The organism is Blastococcus brunescens (assembly GCF_035320885.1).
Taxonomy (GTDB): domain Bacteria; phylum Actinomycetota; class Actinomycetes; order Mycobacteriales; family Geodermatophilaceae; genus Blastococcus_B; species Blastococcus_B brunescens.
On record NZ_CP141261.1, the window covers coordinates 729,893 to 755,998 of the forward strand.

Consider the following 26,106-nt stretch of genomic DNA (forward strand, 5'->3'; position numbering starts at 1 on the left):
CCGTGGACTTCGACGACAGCCCCGACGAGGCGGCCTACCGGGCACGGGTCCGGGACCTGCTCGAGCAGCACGCGGACGACCTGCTGCGTCTGCGGCCCGGCCAGGAGGGCGTGGACGCGCGCAGCTCCGAGGCGGAGCTGCGGCGCACCCAGCGGGTGCTGGCGGACGCCGGTCTGGTCGGCGTTCCCTGGCCGAAAGAGGTCGGCGGCCAGGGCGGCACGCTCATGCAGCAGGCGATCGTCTCCCAGGAGCTGGCCCGGGCCCGCGTCCCGGCGCTGATCAACCACATCGGCATCGGCATGTGCGGCCCGACCGTGATCGCCCACGGCACCCAGGACCAGCGCGACCGGTACCTGGCCCGGCTGCTGCGCGCCGACGACGTCTGGTGCCAGCTGTTCAGCGAGCCGGCATCGGGATCGGACCTGGCCGCCCTGCGCACGACCGCGGTGCGCGACGGCGAGGACTGGGTGGTGAACGGGCAGAAGGTCTGGACCACGCTCGCCCACGTCGCCGACCACGGCATCCTGCTGACGCGCACCGATCCCCACCGGCCCAAGCACGCCGGCCTGACGATGTTCGTCGTCGACATGCACGCCCCGGGGTGACGGTCCGTCCGCTGCGCCAGATGGGCGGGCAATCGGACTTCAACGAGGTGTTCTTCGACGACGTCCGCATCCCCGACAGCGAGCGGCTGGGCGAGCCCGGCGAGGGCTGGCGGGTCGCCCTCACCACGCTCATGAACGAACGCGTCGCCATCGGCGGCGCGGGGGCACGATCGGTCTGCCGGTCGAGGCGTTCGTCCAGCACGCCCGCGAGCGGCTGCCCGCTCGCCCCCGAGCGCCAGGTGCTCGCCCGGCAGGCGGTCGGCCGCGCGGTGGTCGCGGCACTCGGCGCCCGCTACACCGGCTACCGGCGGCTGACAGTGCTGAGCCAGGGAGGTCTCCCGGGTCCGGAGGCCAGCGCCGGCAAGCTCGCCGGCACCGAGGCCGGCCGCCTGGTCGCCGACGCCGGCGTCCGGCTGCTCGGGGACGATGCCGTCTACGCGGCGACGGGCGACGGCGACGACCGCTGGCAGCGCACCCAGTCCTGGATCCCGGGCATCGCCATCGCCGGCGGGACCGATCAGGTACTGCGCAACATCATCGGCGAGCGGGTGCTGGGCCTGCCGCCGGAACCGCGGAACGACAAGACGGTCCCGTTCGCGGGAGGGCAGCGGTGAACTTCGACCTCGACGACGACCAGCGCGACATCGCCGCCGGCGCCCGGGACTTCTTCCGTGGCTCGGCGTCCCCGGCCGCGGCGCGCGCCGGCCTGGAGGGCGGCCGCCTCGAGCCCGGGCGGAAGGCGCTGGCCGACATGGGGTTCCTCGGCATCACCGTGGCCGAGGCGGCCGGTGGGGCGGGGCGGACGGTGCTCGACCTGGCGGTGGTCGCCGAGCAGGGCGGGGCCGTCCTCGCGGCGCCTTCCTGGTCACCGCCGCACGGGCGGCGGTGCTGCTGGCCGGGGAACCGGAGCTGGCCGCGCAGCTCTCCGACGGGTCGACCGCCTTCGCCGTGCTCGACGGGTCTCCCGACGGGTCGGCGGCGTCGGTGGACGCCGCCGACGCCACCACGTTCCTGGTGCTGGACGGCGGCGATTTGGTGACGGGGCAGGGCGAGGCGGTTCCCGGGCGGCCGCTGGACGCGACCCGCGGGCTGGCCTCGGTGCGGCTGACCTCGCGCCGCGTGCTGGCCTCCGACGCGGGGAGCTGTGGGCCCGCGCCCGGCAGGTGGCCGCGGTGGTGATGGCGGCGGAGGACCTCGGTGGCGCCGACCGGTGCGTGCAGCTGGGCGTCACCTACGCCCAGGAGCGGGAGGCGTTCGGCCGGCGGATCGGCTCCTACCAGGCCGTGAAGCACATGCTGGTCGACGCCTGGGTCGGCGTCGAGCAGCTGCGCTCCCTGGTCTGGTGGGCCGCCTGGGCCGCGGACGCGAACCCCGCCGAGCTGCCGCTGGCCGCCTCGGCCGCGAAGGCGTGCGCCGCGAGCGTGTTCGAGCAGGCCGCCGGAACGCTGGTGCAGGTGCACGGCGGCGTCGGCTTCACCTGGGAGCACGACGCGCACCTGTTCTGGCGCCGGGCGAAGGTGGACCGGCTGCTGCTGGGTGACGAGGCCGAGCACCTCGACGCCGTCGCGCGGCTGGCCGTCGCCGGCGCCCTGGGTGGGTGACGGCCACGGATCTCACCGAGCTGCGCTACGAGGTGGCCGACGGCGTCGCGACCGTGTGGCTGCACCGCCCGGACCGGCTGAACGCCTTCACCTCGACCATGGCCGACGAACTGGCCGCCGTCGCGGCCGCCGCGGACGCCGACGACGCCGTCCGGGTCGTGGTGGTGACCGGATCCGGACGGGCGTTCTGCGCCGGGGCCGACCTCGGTGGTTGGCCGGGCACCTTCGGCGACCGGCGCACACGGGTGCGGCCGCCCGGTCCGCTGAGCCAGGACATCGGCGGTCTGCCCCGGGACGCCGGTGGGGTGGCGTCGCTGCCGTTCGCCGCGCTGCGCAAGCCGGTGATCGCCGCGATCAACGGTCCCGCGGTCGGCATCGGGGCGACGCTGACCCTGCCGATGGACATCCGCATCGCCGCGGAGTCCGCCCGCTTCGGGTTCGTCTTCGGCCGGGTCGGCATCGTGCCCGAGGCGGCGTCGTCGTGGTTCCTGCCCCGGGTCGTCGGCATCAGCCAGGCGATGGAGTGGGTGGCGACCGGGCGGGTGTTCGACGCGGCGGAGGCCCTGCGCGGGCGGCTGGTCTCCCGGGTGGTGCCCGACGCCGAGCTGCTGCCGGCCGCGTACGCGATGGCCCGCGAGATCGTGACCACCACCAGCGGGGTCGCCGTGGCCGCGGCGCGGCAGCTGCTGTGGTCGATGCTCGGCGCCGCCTCGCCGTGGGACGCGCACCGCGCCGAGTCCCGTGCGCTGGTCGAGCTGGGGAGGGGCCCGATCCGGCCGAGGGGTCGCCGCCTTCCTGGAGAAGCGCCCGCCGCGGTTCCCCGCGCGACTGGGGCCCGGCCCCGTCGCCGGGGTGCCGCGCTGGCCCGCGCCGCCGGACGACGTGACGCCAGCCCGGCCCTGATCGGTTGCGCGCTGCACCGTTTGTCCACACCCGCGACCGGGGCAGGACCGCCGCGTGGACATCCAGATCACGCTACGGGTGGATGGCGCGGCGCATCCGCTCACCGTCGACACCCGGACGACGCTCCTCGACGCGCTGCGGGAGCGGCTGCGCAACACCAGCCCGAAGAAGGGCTGCGACCACGGCCAGTGCGGCGCCTGCACGGTGCTGCTCGACGGCCGCCGGGTGAACAGCTGCCTGGTCCTGGCCGTCACGGTCGGGAACGCGGAGGTGACGACCTCGGACGGGCTGGCCGAGGGCGACCAGCCGCACGCGCTGCACCGCTCCTTCGTCGCGCGCGACGCCTTCCAGTGCGGGTACTGCACACCGGGGCAGGTCTGCTCGGCCGCAGGGGTGATCGAGGAGGCCCGGGCGGGGTGGCCCAGCGCGGTGACCGCGGACCTCGCCGCCGACGAGGTCGACCTCACCGACGACGAGATCCGTGAGCGGATGAGCGGCAACCTCTGCCGCTGCGCCGCCTACGCCAACATCGTCCCGGCGGTCGCCGACGTGGCGCGCGCGAGCAGGGTGCGGTCGTGAGGGAGTTCCGCTACGAGCGCGCGACCGACGTCGCCGGTGCCGTGGCGCTGCTGGCCGACGCGCCGGAGGGCGCGTTCCTCGGCGGTGGCACCAACCTGGTCGACCTCATGAAGCTCGGCGTGGCCACGCCCGACGTGCTCGTCGACGTCCGGGAGCTGACCTCCCGCGAGGTCACCGAGCTGCCCGACGGCGGCCTGCGGATCGGGGCGGGCGTCCCCAATGCCGACCTCGCCGCCGACCGGCGGGTGCGCGAGCGTTTTCCCGTGCTGGCCCAGGCCCTGCTCGCCGGTGCCTCCGGGCAGCTGCGCAACCGGGCCACCACCGGCGGCAACCTCCTCCAGCGGACCCGGTGCAGCTACTTCACCGACGTCACCAGGCCGTGCAACAAGCGGTCGCCCGGCAGCGGCTGCGCCGCACTGGAGGGTGTGCACCGCAACCACGCGATCCTCGGGCAGACGATCGCCGGCCCCGAGGATGCGGCGACCTGCGTCGCCACCCACCCCTCCGACATGGCGGTCGCGATGCTCGCGCTGGACGCCGTCGTCCGGGTGCTCGGGCCCGACGGCGAGCGCGCCGTCCCGATCGCGGACCTGCACCGGCTGCCCGGCGACGACCCGTCGCGGGACACCACGCTGCGGCACGGCGAGCTGATCACCGCGATCGACCTGCCCGGACTGGCCATGCCCTCGCGCTACCGCAAGGTGCGCGACCGGGCCTCCTTCGCCTTCGCCCTGGTGAGCATCGCGGCGGCGCTCCGCGTCGAGGACGGCGTCGTCCAGGACGTCCGTCTGGCTCTCGGGGAGTGGCGCACAAGCCCTGGCGGGCCACCACCGCGGAGTACGTGCTGCGCGGCCTGCCGGCGACCGAGGCGTCGTTCGCGCGTGCGGCGGAGTCGGAGCTCGAGGGAGCCACGCCGCTGGCGGACAACGGCTTCAAGGTCCCGCTGGCCCGCAACCTCGTCGTCCGAACCCTGCTGGACCTGACGGAGGTGCCGCGATGACGACCGTGGACCGCCTCGTCGGCGCGGGCATCGACCGGATCGACGGCCCCGCGAAGGTGCGCGGCACCGCGCCCTACGCCTACGAGCACGACCCGGACGAGCCCATCACCCACCTGGCCGCCGTCCAGAGCACAGTCAACCGCGGCCGGATCAGCCGGCTGGACGCCACCGCCGCCGAGGGCATGACCGGCGTGATCGCCGTCCTCACGCCGGAGAACGCACCGAGGCTGGGGGACGGGCTGACGTCCGACCTGCCGGTCCTGCAGTCCCTCGACGTGCACTACCAGGGGCAGGTGGTCGCCGCCGTCGTCGCGGAGACGTCGGAGATCGCCAGGGCCGCCGTGGGTGCCGTCGTCGTGGAGTACGCGGCGGAGCCGCCGGACGTCACGTTGAGCGCCGATCGCAGCGACCTGTACGCGCCGGACCAGCTCATGGCCGGGTTCGCGACGGACTCGGTCATCGGGGACGTCGACGGCGCCCTGGCCGCGGCGGCTGTGACGATCGACGCCACCTACGAGACGCCGACCCAGCACAACAATCCCATCGAGATGCACACCTCGATGGCGCGCTGGGACGGCGACTCGCTGACGCTCTGGGACGCGAACCAGGGGCCGCACACCATCGTCAAGGACCTGGTGACGGGCTTCGGCATCGACGCCGGGCAGGTGCGGGTCATCTCGCCCTACGTCGGTGGGGCGTTCGGATCGAAGGCGTTCACCCATCCCAACCAGATGCTCGCCGCGATGGCCGCCCGGGTCGTGGGCCGCACCGTGGTGTTCGAGCTGACCCGGCAGCAGATGTTCTCCCTCGTCGGCCACCGGACGCCGACCATCCAGCGGCTGCGGCTGGGGGCGGACCCGGAAGGCCGGCTGTCGGCGATCAGCCACGAGGTCGTGGAGCACACCTCGCGGATCAGCGAGTTCGCCGAGCAGACGGCCACCCCCACCCGGGTGCTCTACGCCGCCCCGCACCGGCGGACGACGCACCGGCTGGCGCGGCTCGACGTCCCGCCGCCGACGATCATGCGCGCGCCGGGGAGACGCCGGGCATGTTCGCGCTCGAGTCGGCGATGGACGAGCTCGCCGTCTCCCTGGGGCTGGACCCGGTCGAGCTGCGCATCCGCAACGAGCCCGAGCGTGACCCCGAGCGGGACGTGCCGTGGTCAACCCGCCACCTCGTGGAGTGCCTGCGCACCGGGGCCGAGCGGTTCGGCTGGTCCGGCCGCGACCTGACCCCCGGGATCCGGACCGACGGCCGCTGGTTGATCGGCACCGGCGTGGCCTCGGCGACCTACCCGACCCGCCGCCGCAAGGCGCAGTGCCGGATCTCGGTCGACGGCTCCGGGCGGTACACCGTCGAGATCGACGGCTCCGACATCGGCACGGGCGCGTGGACGGCGCTCACCCAGATCGCGGCCGACGCCCTGCGCACCGACCTCGGCTCCGTCGAGCTGCGGATCGGCGACAGCCGGCTGCCGTTCGCCGGCGGGGCGGGCGGGTCGACCGGGCTGGCCTCGTGGGGGACGGCGATCGTGTTCACCGCCCGCGACCTGCGGACCCGGCTGGACGAGCAGTACGGAGGGCAGCTGCCGGCCGACGGCGTGACGGTCGAGGGAGAGCTGCCGGGGAGTCACCCGCGGCGAAGACGCACTCCCTGCACGCCTACGGGGCGCACTTCGTCGAGGTGCGGGTGGACCGCGACACCGGAGAGGTGCGCGTGCCTCGCGCGGCCAGCGTCTACGACGCCGGGACGATCGTGAACGCCAAGACCGCCCGGTCCCAGCTGCTCGGGGGCTTCTGCATGGGCGTCTCGATGGCCCTGCACGAGGAGTCGGTGATCGACGCGCGCTACGGGCACTACGTCAACCACGACCTGGCCGGGTACCACGTGGCGACCAACGCCGACATCGGCGAGATCGACATCTCCTGGCTCGAGGTCGACGACCAGCTGGCCAACCCGATCGGGCTCAAGGGGATCGGCGAGATCGGGATCACCGGCGCCGCGGCCGCCGTCGCGAACGCCTACTGGCACGCGACGGGGCTGCGCATCCGCGACCTGCCGATCACCCCGGACAAGTACTTCCGGGCGCTCGGCCTGGCATGAGGGGACGGCCGCGTCGGACGTCCCACCGCCTCAGGGCCGGTCGAGGTGGCGGAGGAGGGTCTCGCCGAGGTCGCGCATGTTCTCCACCTGCTGCGGGCTGAGCTGGTCGAACAGGTGGGTGCGCACGCTCTCGACGTGGATGGGCGCCGCGGCCTCGAGCGCGGCGAAACCCTCGTCGGTGAGGACGGCGAGCTGGCCGCGGCCGTCGTCGGGGCAGACCTGGCGGCGGACCCAGCCCCGCTCCTCCAGCCGGGAGACCGCGTGCGACAGGCGGCTGCGGGAGGACAGGCAGCGATCGGCGAGTTGGCTCATGCGCAGCATCCGGCCCTCGGTCTCGGACAGCTGGACGAGGATCTCGTAGTAGGCGTGCGAGATGCCGGTCTCGTGGGTCAGGTCGCGGTCGAGCCGGTCCTGGAGGAGCAGGCTGCTGTAGAGCCAGGCGCGCCAGGCGCGCTGCTCGTCGACGTCGAGCCAGCGGACATCGCCCATGGGGTCCTCGTCGGACGCGCCCGGCGCTGCGGACGACACGTGCACGGTCATGTGCACAGCGTACTAGCGGAATAGTTGCGCCTTCAACTACGCTACGGTCGAGCAGAAGGTCAAAGGCTCAACAATCTTGGAGGACATCATGACCAGCGCCACCACCACCCAGATCCCCGGCTACGTCGTCGGCACCTGGGACATCGACGCCAGCCACTCGACCGTCGGCTTCTCCGTCCGGCACATGATGGTCAGCAAGGTCCGTGGCTACTTCCGCGAGTTCTCCGGCGAGATCATCACCGCCGCCGACCCCGCCGAGTCGACCGTCGTCGCCACGGTGAACATGGACTCGATCGACACCCGTCAGGAGCAGCGCGATGCGCACATCCGCTCCGCTGACTTCTTCGACGTGGGCAACCACACCGAGATGACGTTCCGCTCCACCTCCGTCCGCACCGACGGTGCCGACTGGACGGTCGAGGGCGACCTGACCATCAAGGGCGCCACCTTGCCCGTCACCCTGGAGCTCGAGCTCAACGGTTTCGGCCCCGACGCCTACGGCGGCACGCGCGCCGGCTTCTCCGCCAAGACCGAGATCTCCCGCAAGGCCTACGGCGTCGACATCGACATGCCGATGGACGGCGGCGGCGTGGTCGTCGGCGACAAGATCAGCGTCGAGCTCGAGATCGAGGCCGTGCTCCGCACCGCCTGAGCACGAACGTCGTGATCAGGTGACCTGATCGTTCGGGGTCCTCCCTCACCACCGGTCGTGAGGGAGGACCCCTGGTGACCAGGAGACCTGATCACCAGGCAGGGCCCCGGGAGTTCGCTCCCGGGGCCCTCGCGCGTAGGGCGGCTTCTCAGCGCAGCCGGACCGGGCCGGCGTCGATCGGGGTGCGGAACAGGGCGTAGGGCTTGCGGCGCAGGTCCTCCCCGCCCTGGTACTTGGCCTGCCGGTACAGCTGGTTGGCCGTCACGTAGAGGTTCCCGTCCGCCGCCACGGACATCGTGTCCGGCCACAGCAGCCGGTCGTCGTGCAGCACGGTCTCCCAGGAGCCGTCCGGGAGCCGGCGGTGGATCGCGTCGTGCTCGCCGTCGGTCACGTACAGCCGGCCGGCGTCGTCGGTCTCCATCCCGTCGCCGGCCGACCCCTTGTCACCTTCGTCGACGACCGTGGCGGCCACGTCGTCGTCGCTGACCGACCGGTCGGCCAGGGCCTCGGTGGCCACGCTGTACCAGCGCCGTGAGGCCAGCGGGCAGTAGAACAGCCGGGCACCGTCGGAGGAGATGGCGATGCCGTCGGCGCCCATCGTCACCGGCGACGTGCCGCCGTCCTCGTCGCGCTCCAGGAACTCCCGGCCCTCCACGACCATGCGCAGGTCGGGTGGCTGGAGCGCCTTCGTGGACGGGTGGTCGTGCAACCGGCGCCACGCCTCCCCGGTCGCCAGGTCCACGACGATGATGCCGTTGGGCCCCTGGTCGGAGGAGTCGGTGATGTAGGCGACCCCGGCCTCGCCGCGCCGCAGGTCGAACCGCACGTCGTTGAGGTACGTCGTCTCCAGGGCGACCGACGGGTCGAACGCGATCACCTGCGCCACGGAGTCGGTGTCGAGATCGACCCGCACCAGCTTCGGCCCGCCCGGCACGGTCGGCTCGAACAGCGGGCTGCCCGTGTCGAGCACCCACAGCCGGTCCGCGGGGTCGACGACGATGCTCTGCACCGAGACGAAGGAACCGGCGTCGTCCTTGCCCGAGGGCGAGTTCCACGCCTCGTCGGGGAACGGCACCTCCTTCCCGTCGCGGAGCTCCACCACGGTGGCCGGCGGGTCGTCGCCCCACTGCGGGAAGTTCACGAACACCCGGCCGGTGTGCGACACGCTCACGCCGGTCGGCATGGGGCCGGTGAAGGAGTGCACGAGTTCGAGCTCGCCGATCGGCTCCTCGCGCGCCAGGTCGGTCATGCCCGCACCGTCCCGAAGGCGCGGGTGAAGTGGTCGGCGGCCTGCTGCTGCGCCTGCTCCGCCTTGTCCAGCACCGCAGCGGCGCCGAAGAACTCGTGCATGACGCCCGCGTGGTACTCGTGCGTGGTGGGCACCCCCGCCGCCTCGAGATCCTGCGCGAACTGCTGGCCCTGGCTGCGCAGCACGTCGCGCTCGTCGGTGATGACCAGCGTGGGAGGCATGCTCGCCCGCTGCTCCGTCGTCCAGCCGAGCAGGTCGATCCGCGGGTCCTCGGCGGCGTCCGGCTTCCTCCAAGGCGTGCATCGCCATCCAGCTCAGCAGCGCCCGGTTGAGCGGCCGGCCGTCGGCGGCGTCGGCCATCGACTCGCCGAACTGCTCGCCCGTCGTCAGGGGATACACGCACACCTGGGCCGCCGGGACCGGCTGGCCGTTGGCCGCCAGCTGGAGGCAGGTGGCGGCGGCCATGGTGCCGCCGACCGACTCGCCGCCGATCGCCACCCGCGAGGCGTCCCCGCCGAACGACGCGGCGTTCTGGAGCACGTAGTGGTACGCGGTCAGCACGTCGTCGTGGGACGCCGGGAACACCGCCTCGGGCGCCCGTCGGTAGTCCGGGGTGACGACGATCGCGCCGGTCTTGTTGGTCAGGCCCCGGCACGACGCGTCGTAGTGGTCGTCGATGTCGAACAGCACCCAGCCGCCGCCGTGGATCCACACGATCACCGGCAGCGGAGCCGTGCCGGCGCCGGCCGGCGTGTAGACGCGCAGCCGCTGGACGCCGCCGGCGCCATCGGGGATCTCGACGTCCTCCACCGAGCCGACCGGTTCGGGCCCCTCGATGCCGCGCTCGGCCATGACCTTCTCGACCGCGGCCCTCGGGCCGGGCTGCTTGCGGGCCTGCTCGGGCGTGAGGATCTCGAACGGCAGCGGGCCCAGCGAGGAGTGGGCGTCGACGATGGCCTGCGCCTGCGGGTCGAGCAGCCCGGACGCGTCCGTGGCCGCCTCCTTCTGCTTCCCGGACAGCAGGTCGCGCACCTGGTCCAGCGGCTTGGCCAGCCAGCCGGCGATCCGCTCGGCGAGCCCCTCGTCCGGCGCGTGCGGGTGCGGCCGGGTCGGCGCCTGGCGCTTGGCGGCGAGGAACTCCTTGCCCAGCTGCGCCATCCGCGCCGGTCCGGCCTTCTGCCGGAACTCGGGCAGCTCCTCGTCCTCCTCGTCGTGGACGTGGTGGCGGACGACCCGGATGAGCTCCGTCAGCGCCTGCTCGAACTCGGCTTCGCGCGGCTCCGTGCGGCCCAGCGTGACCAGCAGCTCCTTGATCTCCTGGTGCTCGTGCTCGGCGTCGTCGTGCTCGTCGGTCATCCCGATCTCGGTCCAGATCGGGTAGAGGACGGTCTCCTCGGCGAAGGCGTGCAGCGCGAGCTCGAGGGAGATCTGGTCGACGAGGACGCGGCGGTTGCCGCGGCCGGCCTCCAGGTGCTGGAACTGGCGCTCGACGATCGCGTGGTCGTCGGCGATCAGGTGGTCGATGTCACCGGGCAGGGTCTCGTAGGACAGAGGCACGCGGGAGCTCCTTTCGAATCCCGTCGTGCGCCGGCCGGGCTCTCGACCGGAGCACGATCGATCGGCTCCTACCCGGCGGTGCGCGGTGCAACCGATCCGCCGGACCGCCCCGGTGGCCCGGTCCGTCGACGAGGAGACTGGTCGGCATGTCGACAGCCACGCTCGTCCGCACCCGGTTCCCCTCCGCCGTCCTCGTGGCCATCGGACTGGCCGCCGGCTTCGGTATCGCGCAGGGCACCGGGATCCGGGCGCTGGGCGGTGCCGTCTTCGCCGCCGCCGGCCTGGCCGCCGGCGTCCTGTGGCTGCGGCGGCGGGGCGCAGCGACCGCGGTGGCGCTCGCTGCTCTCTACGTCGGCGCCTTCGTCCTGGCCCACGTGCTGGCGATCGGCCTCGGGATGCCGGCCTGGCTGGCCGTGAGTCTGGTCACCCTGTCGACCGCAGGGGTGACGTTCCTGGTGGCAGATACCGCGCAGGCGGGGACCGCGCCGGCTGAGCGACTACCATGGGAAGGTCGCCGGGCCGGCGGCCGTTACACGAGATGCCGCGCGCCGACGCAGCGGCGTCCCCGAATCCCCCTGAGGTGCCCTTCCGCATGCCCACCCGCGACGACCTGCGCAACGTGGCGATCATCGCCCACGTCGACCACGGCAAGACCACCCTGGTCGACGCCCTCCTCCGCCAGGCCGGTGCCCTCGGGCGCGCCAAGGGCGAGGGACGGACAACGACTCCACGCAGGACCGCGTGATGGACTCGATGGACCTCGAGCGCGAGCGCGGGATCACCATCCTCGCCAAGAACACCGCAATCCACCTCGCCGACGAGAACGGCAACCCCGTCGTCGTCAACATCGTCGACACCCCCGGTCACGCCGACTTCGGTGGCGAGGTCGAGCGCGGCCTGTCGATGGTCGACGGCGTCGTCCTGCTCGTCGACTCCTCCGAGGGCCCGCTCCCGCAGACCCGCTTCGTGCTGCGCAAGGCGCTGGCGAAGAAGCTGCCGGTCATCCTCGTGGTCAACAAGACCGACCGTTCCGACGCCCGCATCGCCGAGGTCGTCGACGAGACCTACGAGCTGTTCATGGAGCTGCTGGACGACAACGGTATGGACGCTGATGCCGTTGATCGCAACCTCGACTTCCCGATCGTCTACAGCAACGGCAAGACCGGGCAGGCCTCGCTGACGCGCCCGGAGAACGGCACCTCGCCCGACAGCCCCGACCTCGGGCCGCTGGTGAAGACGCTGCTCGACACGATCCCGGCGCCGGTCTACGACGCCGAGGAGCGCTGCGCGCGCAGGTCACCAACCTCGACGCCTCGCCCTACCTCGGACGCCTGGCCCTGCTGCGCATCCACTCCGGCACGATGAAGAACGGCCAGCAGGTCGCCTGGTGCAAGGTCGACGGCACGATCAAGAACGTCAAGATCACCGAGCTGCTCGTGACCGAGGGCCTGACCCGGACTCCGGCCGACAGTGCCGGTCCGGGTGAGCTCGTCGCCATAGCCGGCATCGAGGACATCATGATCGGCGACACCCTCGCCGACCCGAACGACCCGCGCCCGCTGCCGCCGCTCACCGTCGACGAGCCGTCGATCTCGATCACCATCGGCATCAACACGGCGCCGCTGGCCGGCAAGTCGGGCAAGAAGCTCACCGCCCGCCTGATCAAGAACCGCCTCGACCAGGAGCTGGTCGGCAACGTGTCGGTGCGCATGCTGCCCACCGACCGTCCCGACACCTGGGAGATGCAGGGCCGCGGCGAGCTGGCGCTGGCGATCCTGGTCGAGCAGCTGCGCCGCGAGGAGTTCGAGCTCACCGTGGGCCGCCCGACCGTGGTGACCAAGGAAGTCGACGGCAAGCTGCACGAGCCGGTCGAGCGGGTCACCATCGACGTCCCCGGCGAGTACGTGGGCACCCTGACCCAGGCCCTGGCCGTCCGGCGGGCCCGTCTGGAGAACCTGGTGCACCACGACACCGGCTGGGCGCGGATGGAGTACATCGTCCCGTCCCGTGGCCTGATCGGGTTCCGCACCGAGTTCCTGACCGAGACCCGCGGCACCGGCGTCCTCAACCACAACCTCGAGGGTTACGAGCCGTGGCTGGGCGACATGCGCGCCCGGCCGACCGGCTCACTGGTCGCCGACCGCCAGGGCGTGGCGACGACGTACTCGATGTTCTCGCTCCAGGAGCGCGGCTCGATGATGGTGCAGCCCGGGACCGAGGTGTACGAGGGCATGATCGTCGGTGAGAACTCCCGTCCGGACGACATGGACGTGAACATCACCAAGGAGAAGAAGCTCACCAACATGCGCAAGTCCACCTCCGAGGAGCTGGAGCGGCTGATCCCGCCGCGCATCCTGAACCTGGAGCAGGCGCTGGAGTTCTGCGCCGAGGACGAGTGCGTCGAGGTCACCCCGGCCACCGTGCGCATCCGCAAGGTGGTGCTGGACCAGACCGAGCGCGGCAAGGCCAAGAACCGCAAGCCCAAGCCCACCTGAGCCACCCGTCCCGGGATGCCCCGCCCGGTGTCGGCGCGACGCTCTGCCGCTGAGTGCATCTGCACTCAGCGGCAGAGTGCCGTCGGGGGTGGTTCATCGGGGCCCGCCGCGCTCGTGTGGCCGGGCGCGCACGGGTCGTGACGACGGGCCGGAGGGCGCCGACCCGCCCGTCTCCGCCTGACCGGGACACGCCCTGACCTGGACGTACGTTGCCGATGGGTTCGTGTGCCGCGGATCCACGGCGAGCGACGAGAGGCGGCCGAGCGCTGATGGCGACGATCACCCGAACGGTTCCGGATGCAGGGTTCCGGGGCGGGATAGATGTCCGGGTGAGTCTGCGGGACAACGCCGGTGACGGGGCGTCGGCCTTCGACGGGGCCTGGTTCCCGCGGGGCCGCGATCTCGCCGTCGAGCTGCCCGAGCTGATCGCCGAGCTGGACCGGCGCGGCCTGCGGGTCGAGCGGTTCACCTACGCACTCGATGCCTGGTCGCCGGTGGCGCGCAAGGTGGAGGTGCAGGGCCGCATCGTGCGCACCGGCGGGTTCCGGAGCATGGACGCCGGCGTCGTCTGCCTGACCTGGGCCGGGGCACCCGTCGCGCAGACCTGCTGGTCGTGCCGCCGGAGACCGACGTCCTCACCGGCGCCCGTGCGCTCCGGCTCTGCACGCGCCGCGGCCTGCCGCGCTCGCCGCAGATGGTGCTGGCCGCCGCACGTTCCACCCCGCTTCCTCAGGTCCCGGAGTACCGCCGCGCGGTGTGAAGCGCCGCACCCCCGGAACGATCAGGTGACCTGATCGTTCCGGGTCCTACCTCACGGTCGACGCCGAGGTAGGACCCAGAACGGCGAGGTAGGACGCCCGGACCGCCGCTGTCACCGCGCTTACGCCCGCCGCGAACCGGCTGGACGGCGGGGAGCGGGTCGGCTGGACTGCGGTGATGCGGCTCCTCGTGCTCGGTGGCACCCGCTTCCTCGGCCGGCACGTGGCGACGGCGGCCCTCGAGCGCGGGCACGACGTCGCCACCTTCACCCGCGGCCTCTCGGGCGAGCCACCCACCGGTGCCCACGCGCTGCACGGCGACCGGGACGACCCCGGCGCCCTGCCGGTGGCGCTGCGCGGATGGTCGCCCGAGCTCGTCGTCGACACGTCGTGCCGGACCCGGGCCGCGGCCCGCAACGCCGCCGCTGCCCTCGGTGGCGCGCACGGCTACGCCTTCGTGAGCAGCCTCAACGCCTACCGCAGCTGGCCACCCGGCCCCTCGGCCCCGAGGACGACGAGCCGACGTGGGAGTCCGACGACGACGAGTACGGGCCGAACAAGGCCTTCGCGGAGCGGGTGATCGGTGCGGCGGTCGGCGAGGACTTCCTGACCGTGCGCGCCGGGCTGATCCTCGGCCCGTACGACTACGTGTACCGGCTCGGCTGGTGGCTGGACCGGATCGCCCGCGGCGGGCGGGTCGTCGTCCCGGCGGAGGGGTGGACCAGCCGATCGCCGTCGTGGACGCCCGTGACCTGGCCGGCTGGCTGGTCGAGATGGCGGAGCAGGGCCGCTCGGGGGCGGTGAACGCCACGGGGCCGACGGGCATGACGACGCTCGGGGAACTGCTCGGGACCTGCCGCGAGGTCACCGGCGGCGATGCCGAGTGGGTGCCGGTGCCGGAGGAGGACCTGCTCGCTGCCGGGGTCGAGCCGTGGATCCACCTGCCCCTGTGGCTGCCGGCCGCGGACGCGCGCACCGCGTGGGACGTCGACACGAGCCGGGCGCGGGAACTGGGGCTGCCCGTCCGTCCCCTGGTCGAGACGGTCCGGGACACCTGGGCGTGGCAGCAGACCGACCGGCGGCCGTTCGACTCCCCGAACGGCCTGCCCCGGCCCGGGCTCCCCGCTGATCTGGAGGCCACGCTCCTGGGCCCTTGATGATCAGGGTCCCTGATCATCAAGGGTCCTCCCGCACGGTCGACCGCGAGGGAGGACCTCGAACGATCAGGGAACCTGATCACGCTGGGAGGGTCAGGCGGTCGGGGCGCTGGGCCGGCCGGGGGCCTGCGTTCCGACGACGGCCTCGTCCCGGAGGTCCGCGACGACGTTGCGCTCGGCCGCCTCCGCGTTGCGGGCCGCCTCGGCAGCCACGGCGTCGGCGGACTCCGCGGCCCGGTCCTTGCGGTACTCGAGCACCGACCACGCGACTGCCGCCGCCCAGATCAGGCAGAGCGCCGCGTAGACGAGGGAACGGGTGCCGTCCGCGGCGTCGATCCAGTCACTCCTGAGCAGGGTGCGGGCGTTGGTGAGCAGGATCATGCCGCCGACGAGCGAGCCGAGGAGCCGCGGCGGGATGTGCCGCACCAGCCAGGCGGCGATCGGTGCCGCGATGAGGCCACCGACGAGGAGGACGGCGACCCAGGAGAAGTTGATGCCCTGCGAGCCGAGCGCCACGAGGAACCCGAGGCTCGCGGCCAGCGCGACGAGGAACTCCGAGGTGTCGATCGAGCCGATCACCTTGCGCGGCTCCATGCGGCCGCTGGCGAGGATGGCCGGCGTGCCGACCGGACCCCACCCGCCGCCGCCGGTGGCGTCGACGAACCCGGCGACCAGCCCCAGCGGGCCGAGGAAGCGCGAGCGCATCGGCTTGCCGAGGTTGCGCCGGTCGATCCCGCGCAGGGTGAAGCGCACCAGGATGTAGGCGCCCAGGGTGAGCAGGATCAGGGACATCACGGGGGCGGCGAGCTCGGTGGAGAGGGAGGAGAGGAACGTCGCCCCGGCGAAGGCGCCGAGCGCGCCCGGCACGCCGATCTTCGCGACGACCTTCCAGTCGACGTTGCCGAACTTCCAGTGCGCGACCCCGGACGCGAGCGTCGTGCCGATCTCGGCGAGGTGGATGGTGGCCGAGGCCAGGGCCGGGTTGGTGCCGATGGCCAGCAGCAGGGTGGTCGACGTGACGCCGTAGGCCATGCCGAGGCTGCCGTCCACCAGTTGGGCGCCCAGGCCGACGAGGGCCAGTAGGACGAGGGTCTTCACCGGGTGTCTCCGAGTCTCACAGGTCCGCGGGCAGCGATCGGGTGGCGCCCGGCGGTGGAAGGGATGAGGCGCGCCGTGGTGGCGCGGCGAGGAGGGCGGCCCGGACAGGCGGCGGCACAGACGCGCAGCAGGTCGACGTGGCATCGGCTCACGAGGAGCAGCGAAGTCGGCCTGTTCACGGCCGTATGTCTACCAGGTTGATGAACTTACATGTCAAGGGCTTCTCACCCGATCGACGTCAGGATCTGAGGACGTCGTTGCGGATCGTCGCCCAGGACAGCGCGCCCCCGAGCGCGAAGAGCGCCGCGCAGGCGAGCATCGCCAGGCGGTAGCCGTCGGTGAAGGCGCCCGGATCGGCGTAGTCGGCGCCGCCGAGACCGACGGCGACCGGCAACGCGGCGACGGCGAGGAGCTGCGCGGCCCGCGCCACCGCGTTGTTGACCCCGCTGGCGATGCCGGTCAGGGCGTCCGGCGCGGCGGCGAGAACGGTGGCGGTCAAGGGAGCGACCACCACCGCCATGCCCAGCCCCTGCAGGAGCGACCCCGGCAGCACCTCGATCACGTAGGGGCCGCTGCCGTCGACGCCGGCGAGCAGGAGCGTGCCGACGGCGACGATCAGCGGCCCGGCCGTCATCGGCCACCGGGGCCCGATCCGCTGCGCCAAGGCGCCGAACCGGGGGCGAGCAGCGTGATGAGCGCGATCGAGGGCAGCATCGCCGCTCCGGCGCCGGTCGCCTCGTAGCCGAGCACGGTCTGCAGCTGCAGCACGAGGAAGAGGCCGCTGCCGCCCAGCGCGCCGTACACGGCCAGGGTGGCCAGGTTGGCGCCGGTGAACTGGCGGTCGCGGAACAGCCGTGGCGGCAGCATCGGTTCGGCGGCCCACCGCTCGCGGACGACGAAGGCGACACCCGTGGCGATCCCCACGGCGGCCGAGGTCAGGACGTCGGGCCGCGCCGGGTCCTCGCCGGCGGCGATGAGGGCGTACGTCAGCCCGCCCAGGGCGAGGGCGCCCAGGGTCGCTCCGGGGTAGTCGAACCGCCCGTGGTGCCCGGGGTCGCGGCTCTCGGGCACGTGCCGGCCGGCCACGAGGACGATCAGGACGGCGACGGGCACGTTGATCAGGAAGACCAGGCGCCAGCTCACCGAGTCGACGAGCACGCCGCCGAGGAAGGGGCCGATCAGCCCCGCGATACCGCTGAGCGCCGACCACAGGCCGATGGCCCGCGCCCGGTCACCGGGCCGGAACGACGACTGGATGAGCGCCAGGCTCCCCGGGGTGAGCAGCGCCCCGCCGATGCCCTGCAGCGCCCGTGCGGCCACCAGCTGACCGGTGCTCTGTGCCAGTCCGCAGATCAGGGAGGCGATGGCGAACCACACGACGCCGACCAGGAAGACGCGGCGTCGTCCGTAGCGGTCGCCCAGGGAGCCGCCGAGCAGGATCAGCGCCGCCAGGGTCAGCGTGTAGCCGGTGACCGTCCACTGCAGCCCGGACAGCGAGGCGTCGAACTCGGCCCCGATGGCCGGCAGCGCGACCTGGACCGCGGTGGCGTCGAGGAAGGCCATGCCCGAGGCCAGGACGGTGACGACCACCACCCAGCGGCCGGGGGCCGTGCCCAGGGCGATCGGCGCCCCGCTCCGGCCCCCGGTCATGGGTCAGCCGACGGCGAGGTCGGTGAGGAAGAACGCGACCGCGGCGACCGCGGCGGCCGCGGGCAGGGTGACCACCCAGGCGACGACGATGTTGCCGGCCACGCCCCAGCGTACGGCCGACAGCCGCCGCGTCGATCCCACGCCCATGATCGAGGTGGTCGTGATGTGCGTCGTCGACACCGGGACGGCGAACACGGTGGCGGTGGTGACCATGACGCTCGACGCCACCGTCTGCGCGGCGAACCCGCCGGTCGGCGTCAGCTGGATGATCCGCCGGCCCATGGTCCTCATGATGCGGAAGCCACCGGCGTAGGTGCCGGCGCTGATCGCGAAGGCGGCGGCCAGCACGACCCAGAAGGGCACCTCGAAGGTGTCGATCTCCCCGGCGGTGAACAGGGCCAGCGTGATGATGCCCATCGTCTTCTGCGCGTCCTGCATGCCGTGGCCCAGGGCCATGGTCGCCGAGCTGACGATCTGCGCGTACCGGAAGTTGCGGTTGGCCTTGCTGATGTGCGCCCGCCGGAACGTCCAGAGCAGGACCAGCATGAACAGGTAACCGAGGCCGAAGCCGACGAGGGGCGAGACGATCATCGGGACGATGACCTTCTCGAAGACCCCATCCACTGAACCGAGTGCGCCGCGGCCAGCGCCGCGCCCACCAGGCCGCCGATCAGGGCGTGGGAGGACGACGACGGGATGCCGTACCACCAGGTGATCATGTTCCAGGTGATCGCCCCGATGAGGGCCGCGAACACGATCTCGAGCCCGTTGTTGCCCTCGGGTGGGTCGATGATCCCCGCGCCGACCGTCTTGGCGACCTCGGTCGAGATCAGCGCCCCGACCAGGTTCATCACCGCCGCCAGCGCGAGCGCCACCCGTGGGGTGAGCGCCTTGGTGGAGACCGCGACCGCGATCGCGTTGGCGGCGTCGTGGAAGCCGTTGGTGTAGTCGAACGCCAGCGCGACCAGGACGATGACGACCAGACCGATGAAGGCCGGATCCATCAGCAGACATCCATCAGCAGTGGTCCAAGGGGTCAGGACTCCTTGACGCTGATGGTCTCGACCACGTTGGCGACGTGCTCGAACGCGTCGGCCGCCTCCTCCAACTGGTCGGCGACCTCCTTGAGCTTGAGGATCTCCAGCGCGTCGAACTCGCCGCTGTACAGCCGCGACAGCAGTCGGCGGTAGAGCTTGTCCGCCTCGTTCTCGATGCTGTTGACCTCGATCCAGTAGTCGGAGAGGCCCTTCAGCGACCGCAGCCGCGGCATGGCCTCGGCCGTCGTCTGTGCTGCGCGCTGGAGCAGCGCGACCTGCTGGCTCATCTCGGCCGGCAGGGTGCCCAGGCCGGTCAGGACGACCAGGTCGGCGGCGGCCTCGACGAAGTCCATGACGTCGTCCAGGTTGCTGGCGAGCCGGTAGATGTCCTCCCGGTCGAACGGGGTGACGAAGCTGGTGTTGAGCTGCCGGAAGATCGCGTGCGTCGACTGGTCACCCGTGTGCTCGAGGTCGCGCAGCCGGTCGGCGAGCTCGGCCCGGCGAGCGTGGTCGTGGATGAACTCGCTCAGGACGTCCGTCGCCGCCACCAGGTTCTCCGCCGAGGCGGTGAACAGCGGGTAGAAGCTCGAGTCCTTGGGGGTGAGACTGAAGGGCACGCGTCGGCTCCGAATCGGGAGGGAAGCGGACGGCGTCGTCCACGGGACGGCGCACGGCCGTCCGGCAGCATAGGCGGCGGTCCGGGGCCGGGCGGGGGCGAACGTCTCAGGCGTGAGCCGCGTCGCCGTCGGCGTCGTCCGCGTGCACGTTGCCGAGCGAGTCGACGAGGTCGGCGCGCGCCCGCGCGACCCGGGAACGGATGGTTCCGACGGGGCAGCCGGCCACGTCCGCGGCCTCGGCGTAGGACAGGCCCAGCAGCTGGGTGAGCACGAACGCTTCGCGGCGGTCCCGGTCGAGGCGGTGGAGCAGGTCGCCAACCGCCACGCCGTCGGCCACCGGGTCGCTCCCGGGCGCGCGGGCGAGCGTCTCCAGATCCGCGTCGTCCCGGACCAGCGTGAGCCGACGGCGACGGCGCGAGCGGACGGCGTCGGCACAGACCCGGCGGGCGATGGAGAGCAGCCAGGTCCGCACCGAGGAGCGGTGCTGGAACCGGTGGAGCGAGCCGAAGGCCCGCAGGTAGGTCTCCTGGGTGAGGTCGTCGGCGCTCTGCCCGTCGCCGAGGGCGGCGCACAGCCGCCAGACGTCGGACTGGGTGGCCCGCACGAGCGCCGCGGCGGCCAGCGGGTCGCCGGCGGCGGCGTCGACCGCGGTGCGCTCCAGCTCGTCCATGCCCCGTCTTCGTCCCGTGTCGCCGTCGCCGATGTCCGCCGGAGAAATGTCACCCGGTCGGGAACCGTAGGGGTTCCGCCGACGACTAATGAACCATGCCGTGTGCTCAGTTCCGCGAGGCAGTCTCCGCGCGTCTCGACGGGGAGGACCTCGAGATGCCCGTCCCCGTGCTCGACGACCACCTCGCCGCCTGCGCCGGCTGCGCGGAGTGGGCGGGCGAGGCAGCGCGCGTGACCCGCCGCGCGCGGCTGGCGTCCGCGCCCGCGGTGCCCGACCTCACCGCGGCGGTGCTCGGCGCCCTGCCCCGCGAGCTGCCGGGGCGGCCGCCGCCGCCCGTGCCGGTCTCGCGGACTCCGCACTGCGCCTGGCGCTCGTGGCCGTCGGGGTCGCCCAGGCGGTCCTCGCCTGGCCGGTGCTGACGACGGGGGCAGGCGCCATGAGCGCACCTGTGCACATGGCGCGGGAGACGGGGGCGTGGAACCTGGCGCTGGCGGCCGCGTTCCTGGCGGTCGCGGCGGGACCGCGACTGGCCGCGGGCGCACTGCCGTTCCTCGGGTCCTTCGCCGCGCTGCTCCTGCCGGTGACCCTGGTCGACCTCGCGGCCGGGCACGTGCACGCCGAGCGGGCGGTCGCCCACCTGCTGCTGGCCGGGACGGTCCTGGTGTGCTCCGTGGCCTGGCGGGCGCGGCGCCGCCGTGCCGTCGGCGCCTTCGCCGGCCGGCGGGTGCCCGCGTGAGGCGTTCCTGGTTCCTGCTCGTCGCTCTCGTCGCCGTCTGGCTCGGGAGCGTGGCCACGGCCGCCCCGGCGGCCGCGCACGCCACCCTGGTCTCCACCGATCCGGGTGAGGGAGCGCGCCTGGACGCCGTTCCCTCCGAGGTGACGCTGGAATTCAGCGAGGGCGTGTCGCTGGGCGCCGGGTACGCCCGGGTCCTGGGCGCCGACGGCGAGCGGGTGGACACCGGCGCCGCAGCCGTGGACGGCCGGGTGCTGACCATCCCGCTCCGGGCGGACCTGCCCGACGACGGGTACCTCGTCACCTACCGGGTCGTGTCGGCCGACTCGCACCCCATCTCCGGGGCGTACTCCTTCGTCGTCGGCGACGGGGAGCTGGTGTCGGCCGCCGGAGGAGCGGGGAGGACACCACCGACCCGGTCGTGGCCGCCGCGCTCCCGGTGAGCCGCTGGCTGGGCTTCGCGGGTCTGGCCCTCGCGGTGGGCGTCCCGGTGCTGGCCCTGCTCTGCTGGCCCGGTGGCTGGGGATCGTCGCGCCTGCGGCGGCTGGCCACGTGGGGTGCGGGCGCCGTCGCGGTCTCGGCCCTCCTGACCTTCCTGCTGCAGGGGCCCTACGCGGCGGCCACCGGGCTCGGGTCGGTCCTCGACCGGTCACTCCTGTCGGCCACCGCGTCCTCCGTGGCCGGCTGGACGCTGCTCGCCCGGGCATTCTTCGCCGTGGGCCTGGCGCTGGTCCTCCGGCCCGTCTGGCGCGCGGGCTCGCCGCCGACGGTCGCGCGCACCGTGGCAGCCGGCGCGCTGGCGGTCGGGGTCGTGGTGAGCACCGCGGCCATCGGGCACCCGGTCGCCGGACCGTGGCCCGGCCTCGCCGTGCCCGTGGCGGCGGTGCACGGGGCGGCGATGGCCGTCTGGCTGGGCGGTCTGGCCGCGCTGCTGGTGGTGGTGCTGCGGCCGGGTACCCCGGCGACGGACCTGGCCGGGGTGCTCACCCCTGGTCGCGGATCGCGTTCGGCGCCGTCGCCGCGCTGGTGGTGACCGGCACGGTCCAGGCCGTGCGCGAGGTGGAGTCGCCGACGGCCCTGTTCGCCACCACCTACGGCTGGGTGCTCGTCGCCAAGATCGGGCTCGTCCTGGTGATCCTCGCGGCGGCCGGGGTCTCCCGGGTCTGGGTCCAGCAGCGTCTCGGTGTGCGTCGCCCCCGGCCGGGCGGACGCCGCACGCTGACGGCGCACGCCTTCGCCGCTGGCGCCTCCGGCCCTCCCGGGGCCCTCGATCCCACCGCCGCCGACGAGACCGCGCGTGCCGCGGGGCTGCGCGGCCGGTTGCAGTCGGAGGCAGCGACCGAGCACGTGCCGGCCCTGCGCCGGTCGGTGCTCGTGGAGGTCGCGGTCGCCGCCGTCGTCCTCGCGCTCACCGCCGTCCTCGTCGGCACCCCGCCCGCCCGCTCCGCCGTCGCCCAGCCGGTCGACGTCCTGCTGCCCCTCCAGGGCGCGAGCGGTCCGTCCGGCAGCGTCCAGCTGTCCGTCGACCCGGCGCGCCCGGGCGCCAACACGCTGCACGTCTACCTCTTCGACGACACCGGCCGGCTCACCCAGCCGGCCGGGATCACGGTGAGCCTGACCGAGCCGACGCAGGACATCGGCCCGATCGACGTCGAGCTGGCGGCCGCGGGGCCCGGCCACTACGTGAGCGACGGGATGGCCATCCCCGGAGCCGGCACCTGGACGCTCGCCGTCAGCGTCCGCCTCGACGAGTTCACCGCCACCACCGCCCGCACCGATTTCCCCGTCCGCTGACTCCTACCAGCGACTTCCCACCCCGATCCAGAGGAGTTCCATGTCGTCGAATGCCATGCCGTCGAGTTCCACAGCCCTGCCCCGCTACCTCGCCCGTCCTCTCGTCCTGCTGGCGGCCGTCCTGGCGGCGCTCGTCGCGTCGGTCGTCGTCGCGGGCACCGCGTCGGCGCACGTGACCGTTGCGAGCGAGGACGCCACCCCGGGCGGCTACGGCAAGCTGGTCTTCCGGGTGCCGAACGAGAGCGACACGGCCAGCACCATTGGCCTGCGCATCCAGATCCCGGAGGAGGCGGCCCTCGCCTCCCTGCGCACCCAGCCGGTGCCCGGCTGGACGGCCACGCTGACCACCTCCGACCTCGACGAGCCGCTGGACAACCACGGGCAGGAGATCAGCTCCTACGTCTCGGTGGTCGAGTTCCGCGCCGAGGCCGGCAGCGGGATCGCCCCCGGCGAGTTCCAGGAGTTCGCCCTCTCCGGCGGTCCCTTCCCGGACGCCGAGCAGCTGTCGTTCCCGGCGGTGCAGCTCTACAGCGACGGCAGCGAAGCGGCCTGGATCGAGCCGTCGGTCGACGGTGCGGAGCCCGAGCGCCCCGCCCCGGTGCTCGACCTCGCCGCTGACCCCGCCGACACCGCCGACGGCGCGGCCACCGCCACCCCGGGCGCGGAGGAGGCCGGCCACGCCCACGGCGAGGCGGAGAACGAGCCGGCCGGACTGGCGCTGTTCCTCTCGATCCTGGCCCTGCTCGCCGGCCTCGGCGGCGTCGTCCTCGGCTGGCGGGCGAACCGACGTACCGTGTCGGCGTGAGTTCCGCCGTCGGCGGCCGCCAGCGTCCGACGCCGGCGGTCGCACCCCTGGTCGCCCTGCTCCTCTCCCTGCTCGTGGTCCTGACCGGCTGCGGCGCCGAGGGGACGCCGGACGACGGGGCCGACGGCGGTCACGACCACTCGGGGGCCCCCGCCGCGGTCGAGGGGCCGGAGGACCGGTTCGCCGGGCTGGACCTCGCCGAGCCCTACCGCCGGCCGTCGTTCACCCTCACCGACACCACGGGGGCGCCGTTCGACTTCCGGGCCCAGACCGCGGGCCGGCCGACCCTGCTGTTCTTCGGCTACACGGAGTGCCCGGACATCTGCCCGACGACGATGGCCGACGTGGCGGTCGCCCTGCGCGGGCTGGACGCGGCGCTGGTCGAGGACCTGCAGATGGTCTTCGTCACCACCGATCCGGCGACCGACACCCCCGAGGTCCTCGGCGAGTACCTCGGCCGCTTCGACGCCGATCTTCCCGTGGACTTCGTCGGGCTGACCGGTGACCAGGAGACGATCGACCAGGCGCAGCTGTCCACCGGCGTGCCGCTGGCCGAGGACCAGGGCCGCCTGCACTCGTCGTTGCTGCTGCTGTACGGAGCCGACGACGAGGCACAGGTGGCCTTCGACGCCGGCAACACGTCCCGGGACATCGCTGCGGACCTGCGTCGGGTCGCGGAGGACACGTGACCCGGCCGGTGGCGCGGCTCCTGGTGGTCGTGCTCGGCGTGCTGGCCGCCCTCGCAGTGACCGGGCCCGCCGCGGCGCACGTGGGTGGCGACGCGGCCGGCAGCGACTTCGACGCGCGGGTGCTGGCGACGACCCCGGAGATCCCCGGTCTGAGCGTCCGCGTCCTGCAGTTCGGGGACGAGCTGGAGCTGGTCAACGAGACCGGCACCGAGGTGACCGTCCCGGGCTACGACGACGACCCGTACCTCCGCATCGGGCCGGACGGCGTGTGGCGCAACGCCAACAGCCCGGCCACCTACATCAACCTCGACCGGTACGCGCAGGTCGACCTGCCCGATCACGCCGAGCGCGGGGCCGAGCCCGACTGGGTGCAGGTCTCGACCGAGCCGCACTACGTCTGGCACGACCACCGGACGCACTGGATGAGCGAGGACGTGCTGCCGCCCGCGGTCGCCGCCGACCCGGACAGCTCGCACACCGTCTTCGAGTGGACGGTGCCGATGGTCCACGGCGACACCCCGGTGGAGGTGACCGGACTGCTCACCTGGAGCCCGCCGCCGTCCCCCTGGCTGGTGTGGCCGGCCCACCTGGCGCTGCTCCTGCTGCCGCTCGTCGCGGGGCTGCTGGCCCGGACGCCACGGCCGCTCGGTGTCCTGCTGCTCGTCGGTGCGGCGGCGGCGGTCTGGCACGCCGCGGCCACCCCCGAGCCTCCGGCCAGCATCTCCTCGCACGCGGGCGCCGTCGTCTCGGCGCTCCTGCCGGCGCTGACCGCCGCTCTGGTGGCCTGCCTCGGCTTCCGGGCGTCCCGCCGCGGCCGGGGAGCGATGACCGGGCTGCTGGCCGTCGTGCTGGGCTGGCTGATGCTCGTGCAGGGCCTGCCCGACGTCGACGTCCTGTGGTCGGCGAACGTGCTGACCGACGGACCGCAGGTGGCCGCCCGCGTGGCCGTGGCGCTGCTGGTAGCGCTCGGCGCCGGATCCGTCGGCGGCGGCATCGCGGCCGTGCGCCGCTTCCGCGAGGCCGCCCCGCTCGACGGGCCCGCGCCGGACCGGCCGGTCCCGGTCGGCTGACCGGGACCGGCCGGGCGGTCACCCCGCCTCGGCCGCCATGGGTCGGAGTGCGGGGGCGTCCCAGAACAGCGAATTGGCGCGTTCCAGGTCCTGCTCGAAGTCCACCTCGACGGCGGAGAAGGCAGAGATGTCCAGGGGCGGAACCGCACGTCACCACACTGGATGGCCGTCTCGATCGCCCGCTCGAAGTAGTCCTGGTCGGCGCAGGCGACCAGGTGCTCGATCAGGGCGGGCTTGTCGTCGCTGGAGACGTAGTTGATGCCCACGGCCTCGCCGAGCCCACCGATGACGGTCTTGGAGAGCTCCCGGATGCACCCCTCGTCGTCCAGGGTGTACTTGATCTCCTCCTCGGCGACCGTCGCGGTGTCGACGCAGATGAAGCTCTCGTCGGCACGGACCGCGCCGAGCACGTGGTCCAGGACGGTCGGGTCGAACACCACGTCGCCGTTCATCCAGAGAACGCCGCCCTCCCGGCTGGTGGCCAGCCCACGCAGGAGGCTCTTCGAGGTGTTGGTGGTGGCGTAGTGCGGGTTGTAGGCGAAGCGCACGTCGGGGAGGCGGCCATCACGAGGTCGCTGCCGAAGCCGACGACGACGGTGATGTCCGTGCCGGCCCCGAACGCCTCGCGCAGCGCGTCCAGCTGTCGCCGCTGGATGGTTCGCCCGTCGCGGAGCCGGGTGAGCGGCTTGGGCGTCGACCGCCCGAGGCGGGTGCCCATGCCGGCAGCCAGGATCACGGCCTGGA

33 protein-coding genes and 3 pseudogenes are annotated in these 26,106 nt (G+C 73.3%); 27 read left to right on the forward strand and 9 right to left on the reverse strand.

The features are described from left to right. Window positions 1–2: 2 nt before the first annotated feature. From U6N30_RS05035 to U6N30_RS05085, 11 genes and pseudogenes are all read left to right on the forward strand, one after another. Complete coding sequence (locus U6N30_RS05035) at window positions 3–605, forward strand: acyl-CoA dehydrogenase family protein (protein ID WP_324276388.1); 603 nt, start codon at window positions 3–5, stop codon at window positions 603–605. Further along, window positions 602–1,219: an acyl-CoA dehydrogenase family protein gene (locus U6N30_RS05040; RefSeq protein ID WP_324276389.1), complete on the forward strand. Its 618-nt coding sequence runs from the start codon at window positions 602–604 to the stop codon at window positions 1,217–1,219. The genes U6N30_RS05035 and U6N30_RS05040 overlap by 4 nt, the downstream gene beginning before the upstream one ends. Next, window positions 1,216–1,644, forward strand: a complete 429-nt coding sequence (locus U6N30_RS05045) for an acyl-CoA dehydrogenase family protein (protein WP_324276390.1) — start codon at window positions 1,216–1,218, stop codon at window positions 1,642–1,644. The genes U6N30_RS05040 and U6N30_RS05045 overlap by 4 nt, the downstream gene beginning before the upstream one ends. Then, on the forward strand, window positions 1,620–1,784 hold the full coding sequence (locus tag U6N30_RS05050) for a hypothetical protein (protein WP_324276391.1): 165 nt from the start codon (window positions 1,620–1,622) through the stop codon (window positions 1,782–1,784). The genes U6N30_RS05045 and U6N30_RS05050 overlap by 25 nt, the downstream gene beginning before the upstream one ends. Beyond that, window positions 1,784–2,206: an acyl-CoA dehydrogenase family protein gene (locus U6N30_RS05055; protein WP_324278170.1), complete on the forward strand. Its 423-nt coding sequence runs from the start codon at window positions 1,784–1,786 to the stop codon at window positions 2,204–2,206. The genes U6N30_RS05050 and U6N30_RS05055 overlap by 1 nt, the downstream gene beginning before the upstream one ends. Window positions 2,207–2,259: 53 nt before the next feature. Continuing rightward, window positions 2,260–2,910 (forward strand): annotated as a pseudogene (locus tag U6N30_RS33345) (enoyl-CoA hydratase-related protein); the annotation flags it as partial. Between the two features lie 253 nt (window positions 2,911–3,163). Beyond that, window positions 3,164–3,688, forward strand: coding sequence for a 2Fe-2S iron-sulfur cluster-binding protein (locus U6N30_RS05065; protein WP_324276393.1), 525 nt, complete (start codon window positions 3,164–3,166; stop codon window positions 3,686–3,688). Continuing rightward, complete coding sequence (locus tag U6N30_RS05070) at window positions 3,685–4,671, forward strand: FAD binding domain-containing protein (protein ID WP_324276394.1); 987 nt, start codon at window positions 3,685–3,687, stop codon at window positions 4,669–4,671. Before U6N30_RS05065 ends, U6N30_RS05070 begins: the two co-directional genes overlap by 4 nt. A gap of 13 nt (window positions 4,672–4,684) precedes the next feature. After that, a pseudogene (locus U6N30_RS05075) lies at window positions 4,685–5,754 on the forward strand (xanthine dehydrogenase family protein molybdopterin-binding subunit); the annotation flags it as partial. Between the two features lie 111 nt (window positions 5,755–5,865). Then, a complete protein-coding gene (locus tag U6N30_RS05080) occupies window positions 5,866–6,447 on the forward strand; it encodes a molybdopterin cofactor-binding domain-containing protein (protein ID WP_324278171.1) in 582 nt (193 codons plus the stop codon). Next, window positions 6,378–6,791 (forward strand): molybdopterin cofactor-binding domain-containing protein, encoded by a 414-nt coding sequence (locus U6N30_RS05085; protein WP_324276395.1) that lies wholly within the window; start codon window positions 6,378–6,380, stop codon window positions 6,789–6,791. The genes U6N30_RS05080 and U6N30_RS05085 overlap by 70 nt, the downstream gene beginning before the upstream one ends. A 30-nt stretch (window positions 6,792–6,821) precedes the next feature. Here the strand turns inward: U6N30_RS05085 and U6N30_RS05090 are convergent, their stop codons facing one another. Beyond that, a complete protein-coding gene (locus U6N30_RS05090) occupies window positions 6,822–7,331 on the reverse strand; it encodes a MarR family winged helix-turn-helix transcriptional regulator (protein ID WP_324276396.1) in 510 nt (169 codons plus the stop codon). 88 nt (window positions 7,332–7,419) lie between these two features. Between U6N30_RS05090 and U6N30_RS05095 the strand changes: the two genes are divergently transcribed. Next, window positions 7,420–7,983 carry a YceI family protein gene (locus U6N30_RS05095; RefSeq protein ID WP_324276397.1) on the forward strand — a complete coding sequence of 188 codons (564 nt, stop codon included), beginning with the start codon at window positions 7,420–7,422 and terminating at the stop codon, window positions 7,981–7,983. A gap of 148 nt (window positions 7,984–8,131) precedes the next feature. Here U6N30_RS05095 and U6N30_RS33350 read toward each other — a convergent pair whose 3' ends face one another. Beyond that, a complete protein-coding gene (locus U6N30_RS33350) occupies window positions 8,132–10,789 on the reverse strand; it encodes an L-dopachrome tautomerase-related protein (RefSeq protein WP_422678032.1) in 2,658 nt (885 codons plus the stop codon). Window positions 10,790–11,381: 592 nt separating this feature from the next. On the opposite strand from U6N30_RS33350, the gene U6N30_RS35270 reads away from it, so the two are divergent. The 7 genes from U6N30_RS35270 to U6N30_RS05135 all read left to right on the forward strand — a co-directional run bounded on the left by U6N30_RS35270 (window position 11,382) and on the right by U6N30_RS05135 (window position 15,199). Continuing rightward, a complete protein-coding gene (locus U6N30_RS35270; protein WP_479690574.1) occupies window positions 11,382–11,534 on the forward strand; it encodes a GTP-binding protein in 153 nt (50 codons plus the stop codon). Beyond that, window positions 11,534–12,154, forward strand: a complete 621-nt coding sequence (locus U6N30_RS35275; protein WP_479690612.1) for a GTP-binding protein — start codon at window positions 11,534–11,536, stop codon at window positions 12,152–12,154. The genes U6N30_RS35270 and U6N30_RS35275 overlap by 1 nt, the downstream gene beginning before the upstream one ends. After that, complete coding sequence (locus tag U6N30_RS35280; RefSeq protein WP_479690613.1) at window positions 12,136–13,284, forward strand: EF-Tu/IF-2/RF-3 family GTPase; 1,149 nt, start codon at window positions 12,136–12,138, stop codon at window positions 13,282–13,284. Before U6N30_RS35275 ends, U6N30_RS35280 begins: the two co-directional genes overlap by 19 nt. Window positions 13,285–13,613: 329 nt before the next feature. Next, window positions 13,614–14,078, forward strand: a complete 465-nt coding sequence (locus U6N30_RS05120; RefSeq protein WP_324276398.1) for a DUF5994 family protein — start codon at window positions 13,614–13,616, stop codon at window positions 14,076–14,078. A 142-nt stretch (window positions 14,079–14,220) separates the two neighbouring features. Next, window positions 14,221–14,622 (forward strand): NAD-dependent epimerase/dehydratase family protein, encoded by a 402-nt coding sequence (locus U6N30_RS05125; RefSeq protein WP_324278174.1) that lies wholly within the window; start codon window positions 14,221–14,223, stop codon window positions 14,620–14,622. Then, window positions 14,619–14,846, forward strand: coding sequence for a hypothetical protein (locus U6N30_RS05130; protein ID WP_324276399.1), 228 nt, complete (start codon window positions 14,619–14,621; stop codon window positions 14,844–14,846). Before U6N30_RS05125 ends, U6N30_RS05130 begins: the two co-directional genes overlap by 4 nt. After that, the gene (locus U6N30_RS05135) at window positions 14,780–15,199 is read left to right on the forward strand and encodes a hypothetical protein (protein ID WP_324276400.1); all 420 of its coding nucleotides are present in this window, start codon (window positions 14,780–14,782) and stop codon (window positions 15,197–15,199) included. The genes U6N30_RS05130 and U6N30_RS05135 overlap by 67 nt, the downstream gene beginning before the upstream one ends. Window positions 15,200–15,292: 93 nt before the next feature. On the opposite strand, the gene U6N30_RS05140 is transcribed toward U6N30_RS05135, so the two are convergent. From U6N30_RS05140 to U6N30_RS05170, 6 genes and pseudogenes are all read right to left on the reverse strand, one after another. Continuing rightward, window positions 15,293–16,297: a sulfite exporter TauE/SafE family protein gene (locus tag U6N30_RS05140; RefSeq protein WP_324276401.1), complete on the reverse strand. Its 1,005-nt coding sequence runs from the start codon at window positions 16,295–16,297 to the stop codon at window positions 15,293–15,295. A 238-nt stretch (window positions 16,298–16,535) separates the two neighbouring features. Further along, the gene (locus U6N30_RS05145) at window positions 16,536–16,931 is read right to left on the reverse strand and encodes an MFS transporter (RefSeq protein WP_324276402.1); all 396 of its coding nucleotides are present in this window, start codon (window positions 16,929–16,931) and stop codon (window positions 16,536–16,538) included. Beyond that, window positions 16,928–17,947 (reverse strand): MFS transporter, encoded by a 1,020-nt coding sequence (locus tag U6N30_RS05150; protein WP_324276403.1) that lies wholly within the window; start codon window positions 17,945–17,947, stop codon window positions 16,928–16,930. Before U6N30_RS05150 ends, U6N30_RS05145 begins: the two co-directional genes overlap by 4 nt. 3 nt (window positions 17,948–17,950) lie before the next feature. Next, window positions 17,951–18,951 (reverse strand): annotated as a pseudogene (locus U6N30_RS33355) (inorganic phosphate transporter). Between the two features lie 32 nt (window positions 18,952–18,983). After that, entirely contained in the window at window positions 18,984–19,601 is a 618-nt protein-coding gene (locus U6N30_RS05165; RefSeq protein WP_324276406.1) for a DUF47 domain-containing protein, read from the reverse strand. Window positions 19,602–19,707: 106 nt separating this feature from the next. After that, window positions 19,708–20,271 (reverse strand): sigma-70 family RNA polymerase sigma factor, encoded by a 564-nt coding sequence (locus U6N30_RS05170; RefSeq protein ID WP_324276407.1) that lies wholly within the window; start codon window positions 20,269–20,271, stop codon window positions 19,708–19,710. A 95-nt stretch (window positions 20,272–20,366) separates the two neighbouring features. Here U6N30_RS05170 and U6N30_RS05175 point away from each other — a divergent pair, with 95 nt between their 5' ends. The 8 genes from U6N30_RS05175 to U6N30_RS05210 are packed head-to-tail and all read left to right on the forward strand — an operon-like array spanning window position 20,367 to window position 25,362. Then, window positions 20,367–20,690 carry a zf-HC2 domain-containing protein gene (locus tag U6N30_RS05175; protein WP_479690575.1) on the forward strand — a complete coding sequence of 108 codons (324 nt, stop codon included), beginning with the start codon at window positions 20,367–20,369 and terminating at the stop codon, window positions 20,688–20,690. After that, window positions 20,645–21,007: a hypothetical protein gene (locus U6N30_RS05180; protein ID WP_324276409.1), complete on the forward strand. Its 363-nt coding sequence runs from the start codon at window positions 20,645–20,647 to the stop codon at window positions 21,005–21,007. Before U6N30_RS05175 ends, U6N30_RS05180 begins: the two co-directional genes overlap by 46 nt. Then, on the forward strand, window positions 21,004–21,447 hold the full coding sequence (locus U6N30_RS05185; protein WP_324276410.1) for a copper resistance CopC family protein: 444 nt from the start codon (window positions 21,004–21,006) through the stop codon (window positions 21,445–21,447). Before U6N30_RS05180 ends, U6N30_RS05185 begins: the two co-directional genes overlap by 4 nt. Continuing rightward, the gene (locus tag U6N30_RS05190) at window positions 21,426–22,037 is read left to right on the forward strand and encodes a hypothetical protein (RefSeq protein WP_324276411.1); all 612 of its coding nucleotides are present in this window, start codon (window positions 21,426–21,428) and stop codon (window positions 22,035–22,037) included. Before U6N30_RS05185 ends, U6N30_RS05190 begins: the two co-directional genes overlap by 22 nt. Continuing rightward, window positions 22,031–22,798, forward strand: coding sequence for a FixH family protein (locus U6N30_RS05195; RefSeq protein ID WP_324276412.1), 768 nt, complete (start codon window positions 22,031–22,033; stop codon window positions 22,796–22,798). Before U6N30_RS05190 ends, U6N30_RS05195 begins: the two co-directional genes overlap by 7 nt. A 40-nt stretch (window positions 22,799–22,838) precedes the next feature. Next, complete coding sequence (locus U6N30_RS05200; RefSeq protein ID WP_324276413.1) at window positions 22,839–23,603, forward strand: YcnI family protein; 765 nt, start codon at window positions 22,839–22,841, stop codon at window positions 23,601–23,603. Further along, entirely contained in the window at window positions 23,600–24,292 is a 693-nt protein-coding gene (locus tag U6N30_RS05205) for an SCO family protein (RefSeq protein WP_324276414.1), read from the forward strand. Before U6N30_RS05200 ends, U6N30_RS05205 begins: the two co-directional genes overlap by 4 nt. Beyond that, entirely contained in the window at window positions 24,289–25,362 is a 1,074-nt protein-coding gene (locus U6N30_RS05210; protein ID WP_324276415.1) for a hypothetical protein, read from the forward strand. Before U6N30_RS05205 ends, U6N30_RS05210 begins: the two co-directional genes overlap by 4 nt. Window positions 25,363–25,810: 448 nt before the next feature. Here U6N30_RS05210 and U6N30_RS05215 read toward each other — a convergent pair whose 3' ends face one another. Further along, complete coding sequence (locus tag U6N30_RS05215; protein ID WP_324276416.1) at window positions 25,811–26,080, reverse strand: hypothetical protein; 270 nt, start codon at window positions 26,078–26,080, stop codon at window positions 25,811–25,813. Window positions 26,081–26,106 lie beyond the last annotated feature (26 nt).

Bases quoted from the DNA above. Each gene is read 5' to 3' on its own strand.
- U6N30_RS05095 (WP_324276397.1), top strand. From the start codon at position 7,420: ATGACCAGCGCCACCACCACCCAGATCCCCGGCTACGTCGTCGGCACC.
- U6N30_RS05090 (WP_324276396.1), bottom strand. From the start codon at position 7,331: ATGACCGTGCACGTGTCGTCCGCAGCGCCGGGCGCGTCCGACGAGGAC.
- U6N30_RS05145 (WP_324276402.1), bottom strand. From the start codon at position 16,931: ATGACGGCCGGGCCGCTGATCGTCGCCGTCGGCACGCTCCTGCTCGCC.
- U6N30_RS05175 (WP_479690575.1), top strand. From the start codon at position 20,367: ATGCCGTGTGCTCAGTTCCGCGAGGCAGTCTCCGCGCGTCTCGACGGG.
- U6N30_RS35275 (WP_479690612.1), top strand. From the start codon at position 11,534: ATGGACTCGATGGACCTCGAGCGCGAGCGCGGGATCACCATCCTCGCC.
- U6N30_RS05170 (WP_324276407.1), bottom strand. From the start codon at position 20,271: ATGGACGAGCTGGAGCGCACCGCGGTCGACGCCGCCGCCGGCGACCCG.
- U6N30_RS05215 (WP_324276416.1), bottom strand. From the start codon at position 26,080: ATGGGCACCCGCCTCGGGCGGTCGACGCCCAAGCCGCTCACCCGGCTC.
- U6N30_RS05200 (WP_324276413.1), top strand. From the start codon at position 22,839: ATGTCGTCGAATGCCATGCCGTCGAGTTCCACAGCCCTGCCCCGCTAC.
- U6N30_RS05150 (WP_324276403.1), bottom strand. From the start codon at position 17,947: ATGACCGGGGGCCGGAGCGGGGCGCCGATCGCCCTGGGCACGGCCCCC.
- U6N30_RS05125 (WP_324278174.1), top strand. From the start codon at position 14,221: ATGCGGCTCCTCGTGCTCGGTGGCACCCGCTTCCTCGGCCGGCACGTG.
- U6N30_RS35270 (WP_479690574.1), top strand. From the start codon at position 11,382: ATGCCCACCCGCGACGACCTGCGCAACGTGGCGATCATCGCCCACGTC.
- U6N30_RS05055 (WP_324278170.1), top strand. From the start codon at position 1,784: ATGGCGGCGGAGGACCTCGGTGGCGCCGACCGGTGCGTGCAGCTGGGC.